The 18782-nt window shown below is 50.2% G+C and carries 12 protein-coding genes; all 12 read right to left on the bottom strand.

Features of this window, described 5'->3' with window-relative positions; translation table 11 throughout:
- Positions 1–41 precede the first annotated feature (41 nt).
- The 12 genes from R1T41_RS08645 to R1T41_RS08590 all read right to left on the bottom strand — a co-directional run bounded on the left by R1T41_RS08645 (position 42) and on the right by R1T41_RS08590 (position 18696).
- Positions 42–1919, bottom strand: a complete 1878-nt coding sequence (locus R1T41_RS08645) for a transglycosylase domain-containing protein (protein ID WP_247741976.1) — start codon at positions 1917–1919, stop codon at positions 42–44.
- Positions 1920–2253: 334 nt separating this feature from the next.
- Positions 2254–4173 (bottom strand): transglycosylase domain-containing protein, encoded by a 1920-nt coding sequence (locus tag R1T41_RS08640; RefSeq protein ID WP_317341275.1) that lies wholly within the window; start codon positions 4171–4173, stop codon positions 2254–2256.
- Positions 4174–4646: 473 nt separating this feature from the next.
- Entirely contained in the window at positions 4647–7694 is a 3048-nt protein-coding gene (locus R1T41_RS08635) for a type I restriction endonuclease subunit R (protein ID WP_317341274.1), read from the bottom strand.
- An 8-nt stretch (positions 7695–7702) separates the two neighbouring features.
- The gene (locus R1T41_RS08630; RefSeq protein ID WP_317341272.1) at positions 7703–8296 is read right to left on the bottom strand and encodes a hypothetical protein; all 594 of its coding nucleotides are present in this window, start codon (positions 8294–8296) and stop codon (positions 7703–7705) included.
- Entirely contained in the window at positions 8297–9586 is a 1290-nt protein-coding gene (locus R1T41_RS08625) for a restriction endonuclease subunit S (protein ID WP_317341270.1), read from the bottom strand.
- Positions 9583–10482: a GIY-YIG nuclease family protein gene (locus R1T41_RS08620; protein ID WP_317341268.1), complete on the bottom strand. Its 900-nt coding sequence runs from the start codon at positions 10480–10482 to the stop codon at positions 9583–9585. The genes R1T41_RS08625 and R1T41_RS08620 overlap by 4 nt, the downstream gene beginning before the upstream one ends.
- A complete protein-coding gene (locus R1T41_RS08615) occupies positions 10479–12674 on the bottom strand; it encodes a class I SAM-dependent DNA methyltransferase (protein ID WP_317341266.1) in 2196 nt (731 codons plus the stop codon). Before R1T41_RS08615 ends, R1T41_RS08620 begins: the two co-directional genes overlap by 4 nt.
- Complete coding sequence (locus R1T41_RS08610) at positions 12674–12856, bottom strand: helix-turn-helix domain-containing protein (protein ID WP_317341264.1); 183 nt, start codon at positions 12854–12856, stop codon at positions 12674–12676. The genes R1T41_RS08615 and R1T41_RS08610 overlap by 1 nt, the downstream gene beginning before the upstream one ends.
- Positions 12857–13167: 311 nt before the next feature.
- Positions 13168–15033, bottom strand: coding sequence for a helix-turn-helix domain-containing protein (locus tag R1T41_RS08605; RefSeq protein WP_317341262.1), 1866 nt, complete (start codon positions 15031–15033; stop codon positions 13168–13170).
- A gap of 5 nt (positions 15034–15038) precedes the next feature.
- A complete protein-coding gene (locus tag R1T41_RS08600; RefSeq protein ID WP_317341261.1) occupies positions 15039–16049 on the bottom strand; it encodes a TniB family NTP-binding protein in 1011 nt (336 codons plus the stop codon).
- The gene (locus R1T41_RS08595; protein ID WP_317341260.1) at positions 16046–18049 is read right to left on the bottom strand and encodes a Mu transposase C-terminal domain-containing protein; all 2004 of its coding nucleotides are present in this window, start codon (positions 18047–18049) and stop codon (positions 16046–16048) included. Before R1T41_RS08595 ends, R1T41_RS08600 begins: the two co-directional genes overlap by 4 nt.
- Positions 18049–18696 carry a TnsA endonuclease N-terminal domain-containing protein gene (locus R1T41_RS08590; protein WP_317341259.1) on the bottom strand — a complete coding sequence of 216 codons (648 nt, stop codon included), beginning with the start codon at positions 18694–18696 and terminating at the stop codon, positions 18049–18051. Before R1T41_RS08590 ends, R1T41_RS08595 begins: the two co-directional genes overlap by 1 nt.
- Positions 18697–18782: the final 86 nt, after the last annotated feature.

Below are 18782 nucleotides of genomic sequence, written 5' to 3'. Positions count from 1 at the left end.
ACCGGCCTAAATTACATTTGCAATCAAGACATCAAAGCCAGTTACTGCTTTGTATTCCCGGTTGTGAAGCCGGATGTAAATTCACGCCAGCTGCCGTCCTCGCCGACTTTCTGCGACCGTGCAAGTGCCGCCTTGCCAAGAGAACGAACTGGCAGGTTCTGATGTGCATGAAGCATGAAATCATGCCAAAGCTTGGCTGGCAGATCACCGCCGGAAACATCATCCATCGGGCTGCCGTTGTCGTTCCCCATCCAGACCCCTGCAACCAGTTCGGCGGTATAACCGATGAACCATGCATCACGTGAATCCGACGTCGTGCCGGTCTTGCCCGCAGCAGGGCGATCAATGATCGCATTTCGTCCTGTGCCCTTGGCAACCACCGAAGACAGCATATTGTTCATCTCACCGGCATGCAGCGGGTTCATCAAACGCACAGGGAACTCATCGCTGCGTTCAAACAGAACCACACCACCCTGACCGACAATTTTGCGAATTGCGTGCGGGAAGACGGAAAAACCGCCATTGGCAACGATTGCATAGGCACCTGTCAGATCAAGCATCGATACCTCGCTGGTACCAAGTGCCAGACTGGGTTCCCGTCCAAGCTCGGACGAAACGCCCATATCGTGGGCCTTTTTGATCACATTATCCAATCCGACTTCCATCGCGACCTGAACAGCAATCGAGTTGTTCGAGGTTGCCACCGCGTCACGGATTGACATCGTGCCATGATGCTTGCGATCAAAGTTGCGCGGCTCCCAGCCATTGATCGAAATCGCCATATCACGCATCCAGTCATTCGACCCGATGCCTTTGTCCAGTGCCGCCAGATACACAAACAGTTTGAACACCGACCCGGGCTGCCGCCGGGCCTGGGTCACACGGTTATACTGGCTTTCGAAATAGTCACGCCCGCCAACCATCGCACGCACCGCGCCATCCGGCGTCATCGCCAGAAGTGCAGCCTGCCCGACATGTTTTTGCTGGGCAACCGGACTTGCCAAAGCACGTTCAAGGTTGAGCTCCGCGATTTCCTGAAGACGGGAATCAAGCGTTGTATGGATCGTCAGGTCCTGATCGACATAGCCGATGTAATCACGAACGCGATCAAGAACCCAATCTGTGAAATATCGGACACCCGGCCCACTTTTGCCCTGTCGCGTGGTGCGCACGGTGCGCTGCTTGGCACGTTCCGCACGTGCGGCAGTGATGACACCGTTTGATGCCATCGCGTCAAGAACGACGTTGGCACGTTTTGCGGAATCTTCGGGATCAACCAGCGGGTTGTAACGGCTTGGTGCCTTTGGCAAACCGGCCAGAACCGCAGCTTCGTAAAGATTAAGCCGTCGCGGGTCTGTTCCGAAATAATGTCGGGATGCGGCATCAATCCCGTACATCCCCGATCCGAAATAGATGCGGTTCAGATAAAGCGACAGGATCTGTTGCTTGGTAAATTTGAATTCCAGCCACAATGCAAGAAGCACTTCTTCGATCTTGCGCCCGAAATTGCGTTCGGGTGACAGGAACAGGTTTTTTGCAAGCTGCTGGGTAATCGTGCTGCCGCCCTCGGCGATACGCCCCGATGTCAGATTAACCCAGCTGGCACGCAGAATCCCCAGAATATCGATACCAAAGTGATCATAAAAACGACGATCTTCAATGGATACAAAAGCCTGCCCGACATGATCGGGCAGATCGGAAACCTCCACCGGACTGCCGTAACGATCACCATAAGACCCAAGTACGGCGCCATCCACACTGATCACACGGATGGATGGTTTACGTTCGCTGGCAACTTCGAAGCTTATCTTTTCCGGTAGTCCATAACCGTAATAGGCAACGATCCCGCCACCAATAACAAGTCCCCAAATACCCATAATGACAATAAAACGCGCAATCGCCTCGGGTCCGGGTATCATCCCGCCGATTTTACTTAAAATACCCGACCCGCTTTTCTTGCTGCCGCTACTGCCCGAACTGCTAACGCGTTTCTTGCGTTTTCGCGGCGTCGTTGCACCCTTGCGTACGGTCTGTTGTCTTTTGAATGGTCTTTGGGCCACTAAGCACCTTTGATATCATATAGGGACGCCGGTTTGTGCCCGTGAACGCCTGATCTGTCAACGTATCTGCCAGACAGGCAGAAGACAGGCGAACAAGGCCTCAAACCGCGCCACTCAGCCATTTCGGCTGAAATTTATATGGTTATGCCCCAACGTCTGCGGGAGACCCCGATCCCCCGGTTCTTCGGCAATTTTACTGCTGTTCATTCAACAAGTCGTGTTTCCACATATCCGTCACGCCATCATTTTCACGTCGGCGTTGCGAGGCGGCACGAATCATCGAACGAATAGGCAAACCGTCATGTGCATCCAGCATAAATAACCGCCAAAGAGACGCAAGCTCTACATCGCCGCGGATCTGAGGAATTCGGCTATTATCATCATTTCCGGCCCAGACAACCGTTATCAGATCGGATGTAAAACCGGTAAACCATGCATCAGATGCCCCGGTATCCTGCGTACCATAGCCCGCAAACGGTCGATCCAGACGAAGTTGCGGATCTGTCACACTGGAAAACAGTGTATAGGCCCCCTGAATGGCTTCGTCAGTCAGACGTTTTTCAACGGTTTGTTCGACCCGCTGATAGACCAGTTCGCCAGTTCCAGCGAAGGCAACACGGTTGACCAGACTGAGTTGCACCGGTTTACCCGAGTTTTGTGGCAAGGCATGAATTGAAGCAATGTCTGCCAAGGACACCGGATCAAGCCCGACAACGGTTCGGATATCGTTTGATAGCGGACTTTGAACCCCTATGGCACGGGCATAATCCTTGACGTTTAGCAAGCCGAACTGATCGGCCAGATTGACGGGAACAGTATTGACGTCGCGAACGAATGCCTCGCGCAATGAAATCTGGCCACGATATTCGTGATCCGGATTAACCGGACGCCAGCCTCCCACCGCCATACGGTTGTCACGCACCCATTGGGCCGGATCGCTGTTTTCGTTCAGCGCGTAATAATATGGCACGATCTTGATCATTCGGCCGGGGAAATGGCGCACATCCCAGGCGCGGTTCGGACGGAACGGGCTGTAATTCGCCCCACCAACAATCGCACGAATACGCCCGTCCGGGCTCATGGAAAGCAGTGCAGCCTGTTCGACCCCCTTGGGCCTTAGACGCAGATTGGAAACTTCACGCACAACATCCTGTGCCAGACTCTGAATGGTCAGATCTATGCTGGTGATAACTTCGATATCGCGACTGGTATAGCCGATGCGCGCAGCGACTTCGTCCATGACCATGTCGACAACATAGCTTGAAACCACGCCATCCTTGTACTGAACATCCAGCTTAGGCTCCACCAGGGTAAGGGCGGATACGCGATCAAGTTCGATATATTTATAGCGCCCCATATTCAGAAGGATCTCGTTGGCCGCATTGGCCGCATCCTTGGGGTGGTATAAGGGATCAAACTTTTTCGGATCATTGATTGCAGCCGCCAGAACGGCGGCCTGATGCAATGTTATCCGCTCGGCAGGGCTTCCGTACCAGATGCGTGATGCCGCCGTGATCCCGAATATGCCGCGGCCCATATAACTGCGCTCAAGATAACTGCGCAGGATGGTTTTCTTGTTGAACTTGAATTCAAGCCAGAGCGCGACCAGAAGCTCCTGCAGATGACGGCCTGCACTGACTTCAGGGGTTTTAAAGAAGCTTCGCGCAACCCGCATCGTTATGGTCGATCCGGGGATATCGTTGCTTGTGAAAACACGCACGAAATCGCTGGCCGATACACCAAAATGCCCATAAAAACCGGGATCAGTACCTGCGACGAACACATTCTGTATCCGTTCGGGAATGGTCGTCAGCGAGACGTCCTGGCTATAGCGCCCCTGAACAATTTCAAGCGTCGCACCGTCAAAACCCATGATCCGGACTTCGGGGCTTCTGATCATGTTGCGGCTGAAATCAAGATTGGACTGGATTGTCAGGACAATCGCCATCACCGCAGCAAAACCGGTCAACGCGAAAAGACCGATCATCAGCATACGCCGCCGACGACGGCGGCGCCTGATGATGCGCAGTTCACGTTCTGCAATTTCCTGCATCGCCGCATGGGCGGCGTTTGCACCGCCGCGTTGCGGTTCGTCCTGCTCTTCTTCTGCCACGCCCGGTTCCGCTTTTATCAACAGATTGACTATGCCAACGTACAGTAAAGCGCCAAGCTATTAAGAAAGTACTTCATCCAAACGCAAACAGGGCAGCCCGATGGACTGCCCTGTACGAATTGCGCACCTTGTGAATTGACGCACAAATCTGGAATCAACTTTTGCTAAACCCCTAGAAACCGCAACGCCTTTGACACATAAAATTCGATGAACTTGACAGAGTTAATTGGAAATTTCTCACACCTTAAAAATATGCTTTAAATCAACACCTTGAGAGGACAGAACTACAAAGAAATTCCAACTTTTTATGTTAAAATTCTTAGTTCCTGACGCCAATTACGACTGCCTGACCAAGTAATCTTTCATGCAATTATTTATTTTGGAGTGGGTAAATTAACATGAAGTCGCATCAATTGTGGTTTGAAGAATAAAATCGGGAATCCATAGCTCAATTTCAACCGGTACAATTGGGCTCAGACTCTAGCCTTCGATAGACGCTCATAAACATCCTTCAAAAGGTGCTCATTGGCGATTCGCCGGAAGTCTTTATCTGCGATCAGCTTCGCGAAAATTGCTTCGTTCCCATCCATCCGTTCGATGAAAAGGCCCTCAAGCATCTTGTCGAACACGAGAGCAAAATTCTCAATCGTGTTAACCTCAGCTGCGGCCTTCAGGGTCGCATCCTGGGTGGCGGCCTCGGCAACCTGTTCGAAGAACAGTCGGTCGGCTTCAGTGAAATCAGTCCCAAATCGATCATTCAGGCGTTCGATTAGGGTGGACAGGGGAACTAGCTCTTCCTCGGCTTTACGGCTTCCGACTTCAGTTGGCCCCTTAAGAGGCTCTGCTTCGCCTTCAGAAAGATCAATTGCGCCTTCGCTCATCTTTTGCAGGCGGTAGTATTGGAGAGTAACTTCCTCGTCCAACTCAAAGACCCCGCCATCATCCCGCCGAGGCAGCTTTTTCAGCAGGAAACGTGCGAAGACATAGAGCTTCTCCAAACTGGTATCCTGATAAGGAATGACTTGGGCAAGAAAGGCATATAGCCGCCTGAAACTCTCCAGCTGTGACTTGCAATTTTCCTGTTGCTCGTCATCGAGCTTTTTGAAGCGCTCAACACACGGATCAATAATCGCATTCAGCTTCATATGATCTGCGGAAGCCGTCTCCACATGCTTTTGGAACCAGACATTGCAGAAGGCGTTTAGCTCCGACTGATCAAAGAGACGCCACTCTTCAATCTTGTGCTGCAAGTCGTAAAGCTGGTGCGGATCAGTGGCCTCACCTGGAGGCGTAACCTCGTAGTAAGGCTTGAAGGCTTTGTAGATTTCTTCTGGTTCATTAACGAAATCGAGGACAAAAGTGTCTTCTTTACCGGACGTCATGCGGTTTAGTCTGGAGAGCGTTTGAACGGTCTGAACACCAGCTAAGCGCTTGTCCACATACATCGTATGCAAAAGAGGTTCATCAAAACCCGTCTGGTACTTTTCAGCCACCAGCAAGACCTTGAATTCATCAGTAGCAAACTTCTCCGGCAGCTCCCGCTCCTTGATGCCTGAGTTCATGCCAACCTCTGTAAAGGTGTGGCCCGGCAATTCTGGGTCGCTCACATCGCCGGAGAAAGCCACCAAGGACCGCACATCATCATAGCCCTTCTCCTGAATGTATTTGTCAAATGCCAGTTTGTAGCGAACTGCATGAATTCGGGAGCCTGTCACCACCATGGCTTTGGCCTTACCGCCAATCTTATGTTTCGTAGAAGACCGGAAATGCTCCACGATGATCTCAACTTTTTGGGAGATGTCGTAGCTGTGCATGGAGACAAAGCGACTTAAGGCCTTGGCCGCTTTGCTCTTGGGCACTTCTGGATCATCTTCCATTTGCTGAACTAGGCCGAAGAACCTTTTGTATGTCGTATAATTCGCCAAGACATCCAGGATGAATTTTTCCTCAATCGCTTGCCGCATTGAGTACGTATGAAATGGTGCTGTGTTCGTCCTTGGATTGGGTTCGTTGAAGATTACCTGAGTCTTGAATTTCGGTGTTGCCGTAAAGGCAAAAAAGCTCAGGTTCGGTTGCCGAGGACGCTTCATCATCTCGGCAATCAACTCTTTCTTGGCTTCTTCTGATAGGTTTTCTTCCTCATCCAGAAACTCGGATGCAATTGCGTTTTCGATGCCTGAGCGATTAAGGACTTTCCTCAACTCCATGGCTGTTTCGCCTGATTGTGAGGAGTGCGCCTCATCGACAATCACGGCAAATCGTTTGTTAGAGGTATCAATATCAATCGTCTCGCCCTTCTGCGACATCGTGTCCAAAGCTTGAGCGATAAATGGAAACTTCTGTATGGTGGTGATAATGATGGGCACACCACTCGATAAGGCTTTGGTCAGCTGGCGCGTATCTTTATCGATCTTCTGAACCACACCCTGCTTATGCTCGAACTGGTAGATCGTGTCTTGTAGTTGCTGGTCCAATACGCGTCTGTCCGTAACCACAATGACCGAGTTAAAGACTTTTGCTTGCCCTGCACCGTCATGCAGGCTGGAGAGGCGATGAGCGAGCCAGGCAATCGAGTTGGACTTACCCGATCCGGCAGAATGTTGAACGAGGTAGTTGTGGCCGGAGCCCTTTGCCTTCGAATGAGAAACAAGCTCTCGCACAACGTCAAGCTGGTGGAAGCGGGGGAAGATCATCGTCTCCCGCTTTTCAACCTTGATGCCTTTCTTGGTGACGACCCGGCGTTCCTGAACCTGCAGATGAAGGAAGCGTGCCAAGATATCCATTAGGCTATCGCGCGCCAAAATATCCTTCCACAGATACGATGTCCTATAGTCCCCATCCTGAGGTGGATTACCCGCCCGATTTTCATACCCCTTGTTGAAGGGAAGAAAGAAGGTCTTGCCCCCAGAGAGCCGCGTCGTCATGAAGGCTTGATCCGTGTCCACGGCAAAGTGAACTAATGCCCTCTCCTTGAATTTGAAGATTTGTTCATTGGGGTCGCGGTCAAACTTGTACTGCTTGATGGCATGATCGACCGTCTGACCTGTCATTGCGTTTTTAATTTCTAGCGTAACAACAGGGAGGCCATTCAACGACAACACCATGTCCAGGGTCTGGTTGGGGGTCTTTTCGCTGAAGTGAACCTGGCGTGTGACCTTCAATTCGTTCTTGTCATAAAGCGCTTTGGCTTCCGGGTTCATGCCTGTGTTGGGTGCAAAATAGGCAAGATCGAAAGTCTTTCCATAACACTTGAATCCTTTGCGTAGAACAGTCAGAGCGCCTTTGCTGCCCAGCTCGCGTGAGAGTGCGGATAGCAAGGCATCCTCTGCCTTTGGCCCATGCAAGGCCTTGATCGCCTGCCACTTCTTGTCCTGGGTTGCTTCAACAAAACTGATCACGTCGCGGGGGTATAGCGCAAATAAAGGATCGAAGCTGTCGGAATCGCCCTTGAAATAACCGCCATCCGCAAGGAGGGACTCTTCAATGGCTTCTTCAAATCTGATTTCTTTATGCTTTGACATTTTGCCCCCTAAATCTCGTCGGCCATATTGTTTTCAAGTTCGCCGAGCGAGAGACCCTTCAAAGCCTCATAGTGATAAAACCTGATTGTTGGATCGGCCTTCAGGTATTTTCCATGCGAGTCCAGATATGCCCTTGGATTTGTATTCGAACTAAATACAAATTTTTGGACAGTAAGTTCGCGTTCGTGGCCGTAATAATGCGCGACAACTTGTTTGAGAGACTTCAGCCAATTGATGCTCGCATCCAATTGGGCTTTGATCCCCGCGCCATCAATTCCATTGGATTTGAATTCGATAAGGTACGCGTATATACCCACAGGCATTCGATGAAAAACAACGAAGTCGCATTTTTTTGCCCACGGCTTAGCCTCGTCATCAAGAAACCTAAAGAGCCTTGGGTCCTCACCCTTCTTTGTCGACTTCAGATCAAGATTGATCGAAAACGCTTCACCTTGAAAAGGGAAAGAAACGGTCAATGGCTTAGATTGGCCGTCTATTTTTTCCTTTAGGGTTATAGATTCCCCTGTCCCGTGGTCCTGAATAAATGCTTGGTTCAAACAGGCCTTGATATGCCCAAAATATCCTTCAGCGCTCAAGGGCATCTAGGCAACCTCCAATTCACCAGTGACAGCTTTACTGATTACAGATGATCGATATTCAATTAAATGCAGGATGGCCGACTCAATGGTTGAGGTGACAGCATCGAGTGTTGTGGCTTCAGTTTCAATAAATCCTACGATTTGTTCCTGCTCAGCCAACGAGGGAATGACTACTGGCAAGTTACCTAACAGGTTCTGTCCCAAAGACGCGCGTGTAACTAGGTTCATTTCTTTGACGAGAAAGAACCTCAAACTGGTATTTCTGAAATAGTACTTTGCGAAGCTTGGGAGTAGAACTTTTCTAGAGGGTCTAACGCGGATCAAGAACCCTGCAAAAGTGGCGTCTGGAATCGTTCGCATACTAACCGCTGACATTCCAATTTCTTCTATAGTTTCCGAGGTTCTGGTGAAAAAAATATCCCCTCTTTGGACTGAATATCTTTTGCGGTCATCATCTGAACTTTCAACTAAACCGGAAATGTTGCTAGGTAGCTCAAAATTATTGAAGACATCGCTGTAACTCACAAATGGATGCCCCTTTCCAAAGAACTCACCTCCAATGTTTATGCCATTCTGAGGTCGTCCAATGAACCGAAGGCGCTTTATCTCCCAATGTCCGGGTATGTCGCCAAGCCAATCGTATCCGCTTGACTTCATGAGGGCATCAGGGTTCAAACCCTTGGTAACCGCGCGAGTAATTAAGGCTGACCGCTTCTCGGCAAGAAGCTTCAGCATTTCTTGCTTTTTCGCGATTAGGTCGTCGATCTCGCCGAGTTTGGTTTCTAAGAAACTCAATATGCGTTTTTGATGCTCCAAAGTTGGGATGGATACTAGGAAGTCTTTGATAAAGCTCTCAGGCACTCTCTTTTGACCACCAGCACCATACATACTGCCTTCACCAAACCCCCTAAACGGATCGCTTATAGAAAGATAGAAAGCAAAATCAGGTAAAAGTTCTGGGCCACAGCTCACAACATGGAGTTCAGTGGTGCCGTATGCTGCTTGGTTTATTAGGCCGCGTGCTACTGCCCCTTTGCCATTTTCAAAGCATGGTGTGATTTTGGCGACTAAGACATCGTCTTCCACAAAAGGCGTGTATCCGGCGCCAATATCTCCAATTGGCTTTGTTTCCGAAAGCTCTAAGCCGCCATACTCTCCAACAGCAGGCATGGGAATAAAGGAAACTTCGTCAGTCTCTTCTAGTTCTTTTGGGATTCTGGATTTATTAATACGAGCAAGGAACCTTAGCCGCTTCGTTTCCCAAGTGCTTTTGTTAGAGGCGCTTAAACTCATTCCGAGGCCTCCAATCTTTCAGCTTCCCAATCCTTGTAGGTTTTGCTGCTGCCTTCGATCTTCCATTCGATGGTGCCATTAGTCGGTCGACCATTTACGACAGCGCCGGCCGCACTGGGGCTGGCAAAAGCAAAATTCTGGGTGAACTTGGCTTTAGGGCCCGCAATCGTCAGCACACCACTGCCCAACAGCTCGCCGTGAAGCTTGGCGTAAGATGTAAGCTCGGACCCCTTGCCACCCCATTCTGGCCTTGCTTCGGAACCTTCAAGAACAACAAAGTCACCATCTTCAATCAGCGCTCGGGCACGGAGGTCGTGTTTACGGGTGTGAAGTTCAAATATCGGCGACGTGATATCTTCCTTCGATGCTTCTGCAAGCTTAGGGCGTTTGTTCTGCTTAAATGCGTCAATCCCAATGGCAGGTAAGACCATAAGGAGATAGTCGAGGAAGCCCTCCATGTTGGCGCGCTCGGCTTCTTTTAGGGAAGGAAGCGTAGGGGCTGTTCCATTATCCAGACCAACACGCGCGATGTTTCTGGCTTCTTCAATCAGGCGCGCTTCCAGATAACGGATATGTGCCTTGTTAAGGCTGTTGGCCTGGGTCGTGACCAGGATCGCCTGGGTCCACCAATCCTTGCGCGCTTCATGAGAACGAATGCGATAGGACATATCTTCGCCTTCGCCAATGTAGGCGCAAGGTTTCCCATCGTTCTCGCCAAACAGGAGGTAAACGCCGGTAAATTGTGCCTCTGGGCGTTTCAGGGCTTCAGATATTTGGGTGCGCGGCGTCATTAGGACATGGCCTGTCCAATTGAACACCTCAGCTGTCAGCATCCCGTCTGGCTTGCCGTTGATAAAATAGAGCTCCAGTGATTGGCCTCTGCTACCCGCGGTCATGACACGACCTTGTTCAACTGCGCGAGAATATCCTTTTCGAGGTTTTTGATATCCTCTTCGATTTCGGATAGTTCGCGGGGTGGTTTATAGACGTAGAAATGTCGATTGATGGGAATTTCATAGCCGACTTTGGTTTTGGAGTGGTCCATCCAGGCATCTGGAACATAGGGCGTCACTTCACGTGCCAAATAGTCTTCACAGTGATCCTGCACGAGGGTGAGCAGGCGCGAATTGTCGGCATCCCGATCATAATCTACCGGCAAGGGGAGGCTGACATCATCGGGTAACGGGACGAGCTCAATATCTCGCAAATCGGGATCAGGCTCTTTTACCCGCTCACCACCTCGCTTAGCGATATAGCATTCATTGGCTGTTGGATCTTTTTCGCTTAACGCGCTGACAAGCGCCTTAGTCAGAGCTGCTGGAATTTTCGGTTTTAGATCGCCAAGGACACCGTCTAGGTGTTCGGTGAATTCGTCGCGATCCTTGAACAGCTGATTTGATATCGAAGCACTGAGCGCGTCAAAAATTGCTTTCTGGCGTTCTTCGCCGGCCGCCACTTCTTCCTTGTAAGCATCGCTGCCAAATTTCTTTTTTGATTTTGCCAGATTTGCAAATGCAGTCTCTTCTTTGATTTTTTCGATGCGTTCTTTGGAAAGCTGAAAGTTAAGCCTTAGTGGGCGTTCAACAGTAACCTTTAAATAGCCGAAGTCCCTGTTGTCGAATATTCGGCTGCATACCCGATCTTCATGCTTACCATCGACCAGTACGCGTGATGAATCTCCGTCCGTGTAATCTCCATAGAGACGGACGATCTCCGCGATCTGGTTTTCCGTGTCCCCGTCTTCGGTGCCTGCAATTCGGTTTCTCTTGTCACCTTTGCTCTTGGTCATTTTGACGAAATGACGAGATGCATCGACGAGCTGAACCTTGCCGCGCCTGTGCTCAGGCTTCCGGTTTGAAACCAGCCAGATATAGGTAAGGATGCCTGTGTTGTAGAAAAGCTGGTCCGGCAAGGCCACAATGGCATCAAGCCAGTCGTTCTCGATAATCCATCGCCGGATGTTGCTCTCGCTTGGCCCCGGGTCGCCATTGAATAAAGGGGAGCCGTTGAAAACGATCGCGATTTTTGAACCTTCACCACCATCTCTTGGTGCAGGATGCATCTTTGACATCATGTGCATCAGGAACAGTGTGGCCCCATCCCGAATGGTAGGGAGGCCCGGCCCGAATCGTCCGGCAAAACCAAGCGCTTCATGTTCCTTTTTGACAAAATCTTCTTGCGGCCTCCACTCAACTCCAAACGGAGGATTGGCCAGCATATAGTGGAATTTACGTTCGCTGTGTCCGTCGTCTGTCAAAGTGTCATCATAGACGATGTTGTCTACCGCCTCATCTTTGATCAGCATATCAGAGCAGCATATGGCCCAACTTTCAGCGTTATATTCTTGACCGAAAAGTTCTAGGTAAGCTTGGGTATTTTTCTTTTTGATTACGTCTTCTGAGACGGAAAGCATCCCACCGGTTCCGCAGGTAGGGTCATAAATGGTCCGAACGATCCCTGGTTTATAAACGTCCTCTTCTTCTGTGTAGACAAGCTCCGCCATCAGTCGAATGACTTCACGAGGCGTAAAGTGGTCCCCGGCCTCTTCGTTGGCCTGCTCGTTAAAGCGCCTTACGAGTTCCTCAAAAACGTCGCCCATATCTGCATTGTCCAAGTCGTTCGGATGCAGCCTGACCTTGGGGTCTGTAAATTCCTTGATAATGAGAAATAGGCGATTGGATTTGTCGAGCTTTTCAATTTCAGCCTCGAACTCAAAACGCTCAAAAATATCCCGCACATTCTGAGAGAAGCCATTGATGAATGATACCAAGTTGGTCGCAACATTGGGCGGGTCACCAAGCATCTTCTCGAAAGTGAACGGACTGATATTGTATATTGGCTGTTGCCTTCCACCACTCGCTTTTCGAGCTAAAACCTTGTGCAGCGCTTCACCCTCTAGGCCAGATGCCTGAAGTCTCTCGTACTCCGCAATTACATTGTCTTTGGAGGGTTGAAGAACAAGGTCGAGGCGACGAAGAACCGTCATCGGCAACATTACCTTGCGGTATTGCGGCGGCCGATATGGTCCACGAAGCTTGTTCGCGATTTCAAATATGAAATTCGTAAGATCCTGACGAGCGATCCCCATCAATACTTCTCCACGCCTTTGTTCCTTTCTATCCACTCAACGAGATCGCTTTGCCTGAATCTCCACGAGCCGCCAACTTTGAATCCAGGCAACTTTCCTTCTGCCGCCAGTCTGTAGGCCGTTTTCTCATTAATCTTGAGATACTCAGCCACTTCTTTAACGGTCATTATGTCGGCTTCCATTTCGGTCGCTCCGAACCAACTCTTTCTGCGAGAGAATGACGGAAAATTGCGGAAGCATCAATGCGTGTAATTTTGACAGCTTTTTTAACCTAGGGAGGTCTCGCGATACACAAGCTGCGTCGATAGGCAATGAAAAAAATGGCGCAAGGAGATTGGCCCTAAAACACGAAAGCCCGCGACATGCGCGGGCTTCGGAAAGTAGGCAACCACTGCTGTCGTTGCGTCACAGTCATCAGATTGTGGGCATACTGAAGAAGAGTCAATCAATTCGCGCCGGCTCCGTCCACAACCGATCCGTTAAAGCTAGCATCCTATGCTGTCGCGGATCGTCTGAAGAAGTATTGACGGCTTCCATCAATAGCTGGCCCGGTAACAGGGCTGGTTCCCAATTCTTGTAGCTGGGCAACGACGGATCTTGCGGAAGTATTCTTGTGGGCTGCCAAGCTTGAAGCGGAGACATAAGTCGCCTTGAATCGCTCAATCGCATCCAATGAAACCTGTCTGCGAAGACGCCCATCTAACGGGACAGAGGTTGTTTCAAGAAACCCCTTATGCACGAGATGACGTGTTGCTTCTTCATTTAGCCCAAGCATCCTTGCAGCTTCACGAATGGTAACGGCCCATTTGATCGTCCGCTTTTCGTTGTAAAGAAACGCTCGGAAGTCTGCGTCATTGAAGAACAGATTTTTGAGATTGATCACTTTTGTCGAGCGCTTCAGCGCTTTCAACTCGCCACCGAGCAAACCCTGAACCAAGTCAACAATACAAAGCCCTTTGGCGGTACAACGACGCACTGCTTTAGCAAAAGTCACAGGCTCATCGGCGAACTGACGATAGGTCGCTTGCTTTGCCAAAGATGCAATGAATTCATCGATGTCCTGTTTCTTGAATGCCCAGTGCTGTGAACCATCAACCTTCGGCCCCTTGACGGATTTGATCAGGCCAGCATTCACCAGTTTCATGAGTGGGTGCTTTGAAATGCCCAACAGTTCCTGAGCGTCATTGGTTCCAAGCAGGTTCTCGCGCGCGTTTCGGTACCGCTCAACCTCCGAGACTTCTACGACGCGAAGGCATCTGCTTTGCATCTGTCTTGTGGTTGCAGCCAAACTCCCCTCGGCGATATCACGTCTCAGGATACTTGGATGAATACCAAGGCGTCGTGCCGCTTCCGCAACCGTGACAAACGACTGATATTGGGACCATTCATCAGACAATCGTTTACTGGTTGGCACGACAAACCCAGCAAACCATTTGCTTTCAATATATTTGGCAAATTCGGCCCGGATGAGATGCAGATGCTCAACCTCCTGCTGCTTGCGAAACAGATTGGTGTAGAGCGATCGAAATTCCGCCTCGAGCCCGACATGCTTTCCAACATCCTGTTCAGTGAATTGCCGCACCTCATCGAGCAGCAGGTGGAATCCGTTCGGCCAATCAGCAAGAATCACAGAAACCCGATCAAATACCTCGCGCAATGCATCTGCGGTAAGATTGTAAAACAGTTGTCGGCCGGTTCCACGCCCGCGACCGGAAATATAAGCCGCCAAGAACATCGTGTGATTCAGAAGGTCCGTGAAACTCAACTTCTGAAATGCTGGGTGCAAGGCACAGTTTTCGTCTGCCGGCTGACCGTTGAAACGCTTCTCTAGCAACCTGCAGAAATCTACTGTCTTATCGGGTGCGAAACGCGGCCGAAACGGCCTCAAATCCGCACCACAGGCGCACTCCAGAAGGTTTTCACGTGCCCAGCCAACGCGTCGATTACATTTCCTGCAACTCTCCAGCAGATAGGTCCCGTGTTTTGGACAGGCACTCATAGGCTTGAGATCCCACACGGCACGATGGTACGGAGCTTCGCTCAAGCATTCAGGACAATAGCGAAAAGAACGCCTTTCTTGTGCACAGATATGAACTTCATGCGCCCCCACACGAACCCACCGAGGCGCCACAACTCGGTTCTGCATATTTGAAAGTTCGCGGTCCTGGAGATTTAGCGCGCTTGCCAACTTTGTAATGTCATCACGCGGCAAATATGTGCGTGGATGAATACCAAGCTGCCTCAGCATCCAGTTTGCATTGTGATAACCATTTTCCGTCGAAACCCTGAGCAGATATCCTCGGAAGCTCTCAGCCTTTTCCGGCTTAGGACGCACCAATAGTGACTGATCACCTGACATGTGTCTCACCTTGCTGAGAGGACTTCGTTGACGTTTTGAGAACGTGATCTCGCGCTAATCGACGGGATGCATCCCGCCACAGACATATGCCTGCTCTCGGGAAGTGGGTCGATTGCTTGGCCGTCCCAACTATCGAGAAACGGATTGAGAACTGCTTTGTCTGGTACAAGGCGCTCCCTGAACGATTTGGCGAGATGCTGCCGGGTTATCAACGAAGCATTGCATTTGGCTGCTTCATATGCGGCGCCATGGATTAACTTGATCAGAAGAGAAATCAGGCCTTTCGTCGCAGCATGGCAGCGAACACCTTGGCCCTTCAAATCGCTTCTGCGTCCCAGGGTCTCTGCAAGCTTTCCATCAACCGCGTCAAGAATCCTGTTAAACTCTGCGCACTCCGCCTTGTCATTCCAATCAAATGGCGAGAGTTCAGTTTGATAACTAAAACGCCGCATCAGTTGCTCATTTGCCGACAGCACATTTCTCGAATACGGAAGCCCAACCAAAGCCACCGGGATCGATGTGTTGGAAATGAGGTTCTTCAGCCAGTCTGAAACATCGAGGATAACCCGCTCGCTCTTGCGATCGATAAAGTGCTGAAACTCATCAAGAATGATGAGTTTCGTACCGCACTCCCGGAGCAACTTGCGAAGCCTCTTGGTTCTTTGCTCAAGTGTGCCCCGATCTGACAGAGGGTCGCCAAGCTTATCGAGAAGTTCGGACGCCATGTTCTTCATCGTTGCCGGCACGGGAATTACGGCGCTCAGAACCGGAACCAGTTTACGATCCTGCGTTTCGACAGGCTGGTTATCGACGAGAAAAGCTTTTGCAAGCGTTGACTTCCCACCCCCTGAGGGGCCGTGTAAAAGCATGCAAACCGGCTCGCCATAGCCTGTGTAGGACTGCATGCATTCCTCAAGCCGTGCCAAACCGGTTTTGAAGGAACGATGGCGGATCAGAACATCACCCATCACCTGATTGATGCCAGCAAGCTTGTCTGGGTTTACAGAAATACTCATGCGTCATCCTTTCCGACCGCCTGAATACGTCGCATGCCGTCAGCAAGAAAATCGTCATCTTCGACCAGGTTGTCGCGATAATCTTCCTCCTCGACCGTTGGCACAGCGTCAAATGAGATATCATAAGAGGTGTTCGGCTCGACCATACGATCTTCATTCGTGGATGCTTGTTTTGAAGACTCACGAAAACGTCCAATCCGTGCATTCGTTGTGCGTTTTCGCTTCTTGGTCTTGGCCGTTTCATGAATAAGCTCGTGAATGTATTCTTTAACTTTCGCAAGTTCAGTGGTGTCGATCTGACGCGATCCCAGTTTTCGAAGGCATTTACGAAAGATCTTGTGCGGCCATAACCCGAGTCCTTCTGCGTATTCGGGATCCAATGCCGGGACATTGAAATAGGTATTGGTTCTGGGATCACGGACATGAATGCGGCCCATATTGGTCGGGTCAAACTTCATATCTACCTGAAAATCCTTGGTAGAACTGTTGCGGAGCTCGGTCAGCGTTCTTGAGCTGTACCAAATGCCCTCTATGACGATTCCTTTGGGGTGAATTTTCCGAACTTCCTTGAAGCAGGAAAGAAGAACATTGAGGTCCTCCTGATCGGAAATAAGCCGAGGAGGAAACTCGTCTACACCTTCAGTCCATCTCTCAAGCGGTATTGCTCGTATACCCTCGTGCATCTTCTTGGCATGAATTTCCACAATCCATTTACACAAGACATGCTCAAGAAGCGCGACAGGAACGCTAGCCTCTCCAACCGCATCATTCTCTGAGCGTGCATCCTTGTTGTGAAAGGTTTTGCCCGGTGCATCACACAGCAGAGATCGGTTGATCTCACCAAAAATCCTCTCCACAACGCCTTTGGTCCATGGCGACTTCACTTTGTTATGCTGAATGGTGATACCCAGTTGGGCACACGCGATTTCCAGGTCTTTGGAATGGAATTCAGGCCCGTTGTCCGTAACAAGAACCTCAGGCACGCCATAACAAGGCCATGTGCCTTCAATGTCAGGGTAACGCTCGTTGACCCATTCCTTGGTTCCAATCGCATTGCGCAGCGCCATCATTACACTCGCTGAACCTGGCGCTTCGAAGCCGAGATAAAAGCCCAAAGGCATCCGTGAAAAATGGTCAATGATCAATGTGAGTGTTGGCCGCCCCAAAGGAATGCCTAGTTCTGGATCATAGACGATGATGTCGAGCAACGTGTGGTCAATCTCAACCCGCTCAAGCGGCCGACAGGAGAACGCACCTTTTCCCACGTGTCGTGTTTCCTTGTCGGCAATGTATTTCCCGTATCGGCCCTTTAAGTATGTGTAGGGCTCGAGTTTCTCGATTTCGCGATAGAGAGTTCTAAGTGTCGGAACCGCGAGTTGATCAAACGATGGTCGATATGCATTCAGTCTTTCGATCTCGACGACAACAGCGGAATAAACATCTGTCGGCCTAGGCCTAGAAGTAACCAGAAATCGCTCATTAATAACGCTCTGAAGAATCTCAAGCACCTCAGGAGAAAATCGCCGTTGTCGATTCCCGCGACGCTTTGTTTGCGGCACCAAAGCGACAGGGTCGCCGCCAGCCTGTCGGTAAAGTTTCCACCAGTTATAGAGAGTTGCAACTGACGGCGGTTTAAGGTCGTTGAGCTGCGCTGCACCAATTTCTATGCTGGTTTTCATCAAGGCAGCGCCACTTTCTGCAACCCTCGGCTTCTCAACTAATTTTACGTAGACAAGCCTGCGACGAAGTTCATCCCGATCTTTTTCAGGAAGGGCACTGAGGTCCTGTCGTTCAGGTATCTGCCGCTTGCGATCACCTACGATGATGGAAGCTTCACCGTTAGCCACGGAGGACGCCAATTCAGGTCTTGGGATTTTCACCAATTGACCATCGTCTTCTGACTCAAGCTGAAGAATATCCCCTTCTAGACAGCGACGAACAGCGTAGATCGTTTCCCCAACAGAAATCTCAGTGCCCATACCGATACGAACAGCAACCATTATGAAGCCCTCCGCAAACAGACAGGTGTATTGTCGTTGTCGATCGGTTGATTAATATCGACGCCAAGAATGCCTTGAGCAATGAGTGCATAGACCTGCGAGAACGGAACACCATGCTCTTTCAAATGTTCGAACAACCCCGCAAGGGTCTGAACACCGCTATTAATGAGATTGATAACAACCTGCTTTCTGGCGGGATTCACGATTTCGCGCTGATACCGCAAGAGTTTGGTGATGTTTGAAAGTCGCGGTTCTTTTCGGATTTCGCGCTCGGTCATCACCAGGAAATCTATGCCTTGCACGCTGTAGTACTCCCGGAATGCCACAAGTCTCTCTTTCAAGGGGCTTGTTATGGACTGTTCGTAAGGCTTCACCTCAAAGACAGTTACGCCAGTCGTCATCTGCGCGATAAAATCGGGTGTGTATTTACGCCTTTTTCCGCTATCGAAATAAGTAAGAGGCTCTGGTTGCTCCCGATATGACAACACCGCCGGATCAAACTCCAACAAACGTATCATGTCGCGCTCGAGCTGGGACTCCCAGTGGACGACCCGACTGGATTTCAAGCTTGGAAAACGACCTACAACGCGATGCGTTGTCCGACGGACAACCTTCCTGCTTCTTTGTGCATGGGGATCAAACATCATTCACAATCCACGTTATGATTCGTGGCATATTATGATTCAAATCAACTTTGCACAATCGAAAAATTCTGCTATGGGTAATTGAAAGA

The sequence above is a fragment of the Thalassospira lucentensis genome (assembly GCF_032921865.1).
GTDB classification, from domain to species: Bacteria; Pseudomonadota; Alphaproteobacteria; order Rhodospirillales; family Thalassospiraceae; genus Thalassospira; species Thalassospira lucentensis_A.
This window is presented reverse-complemented; position numbering and strand designations above follow the sequence as displayed.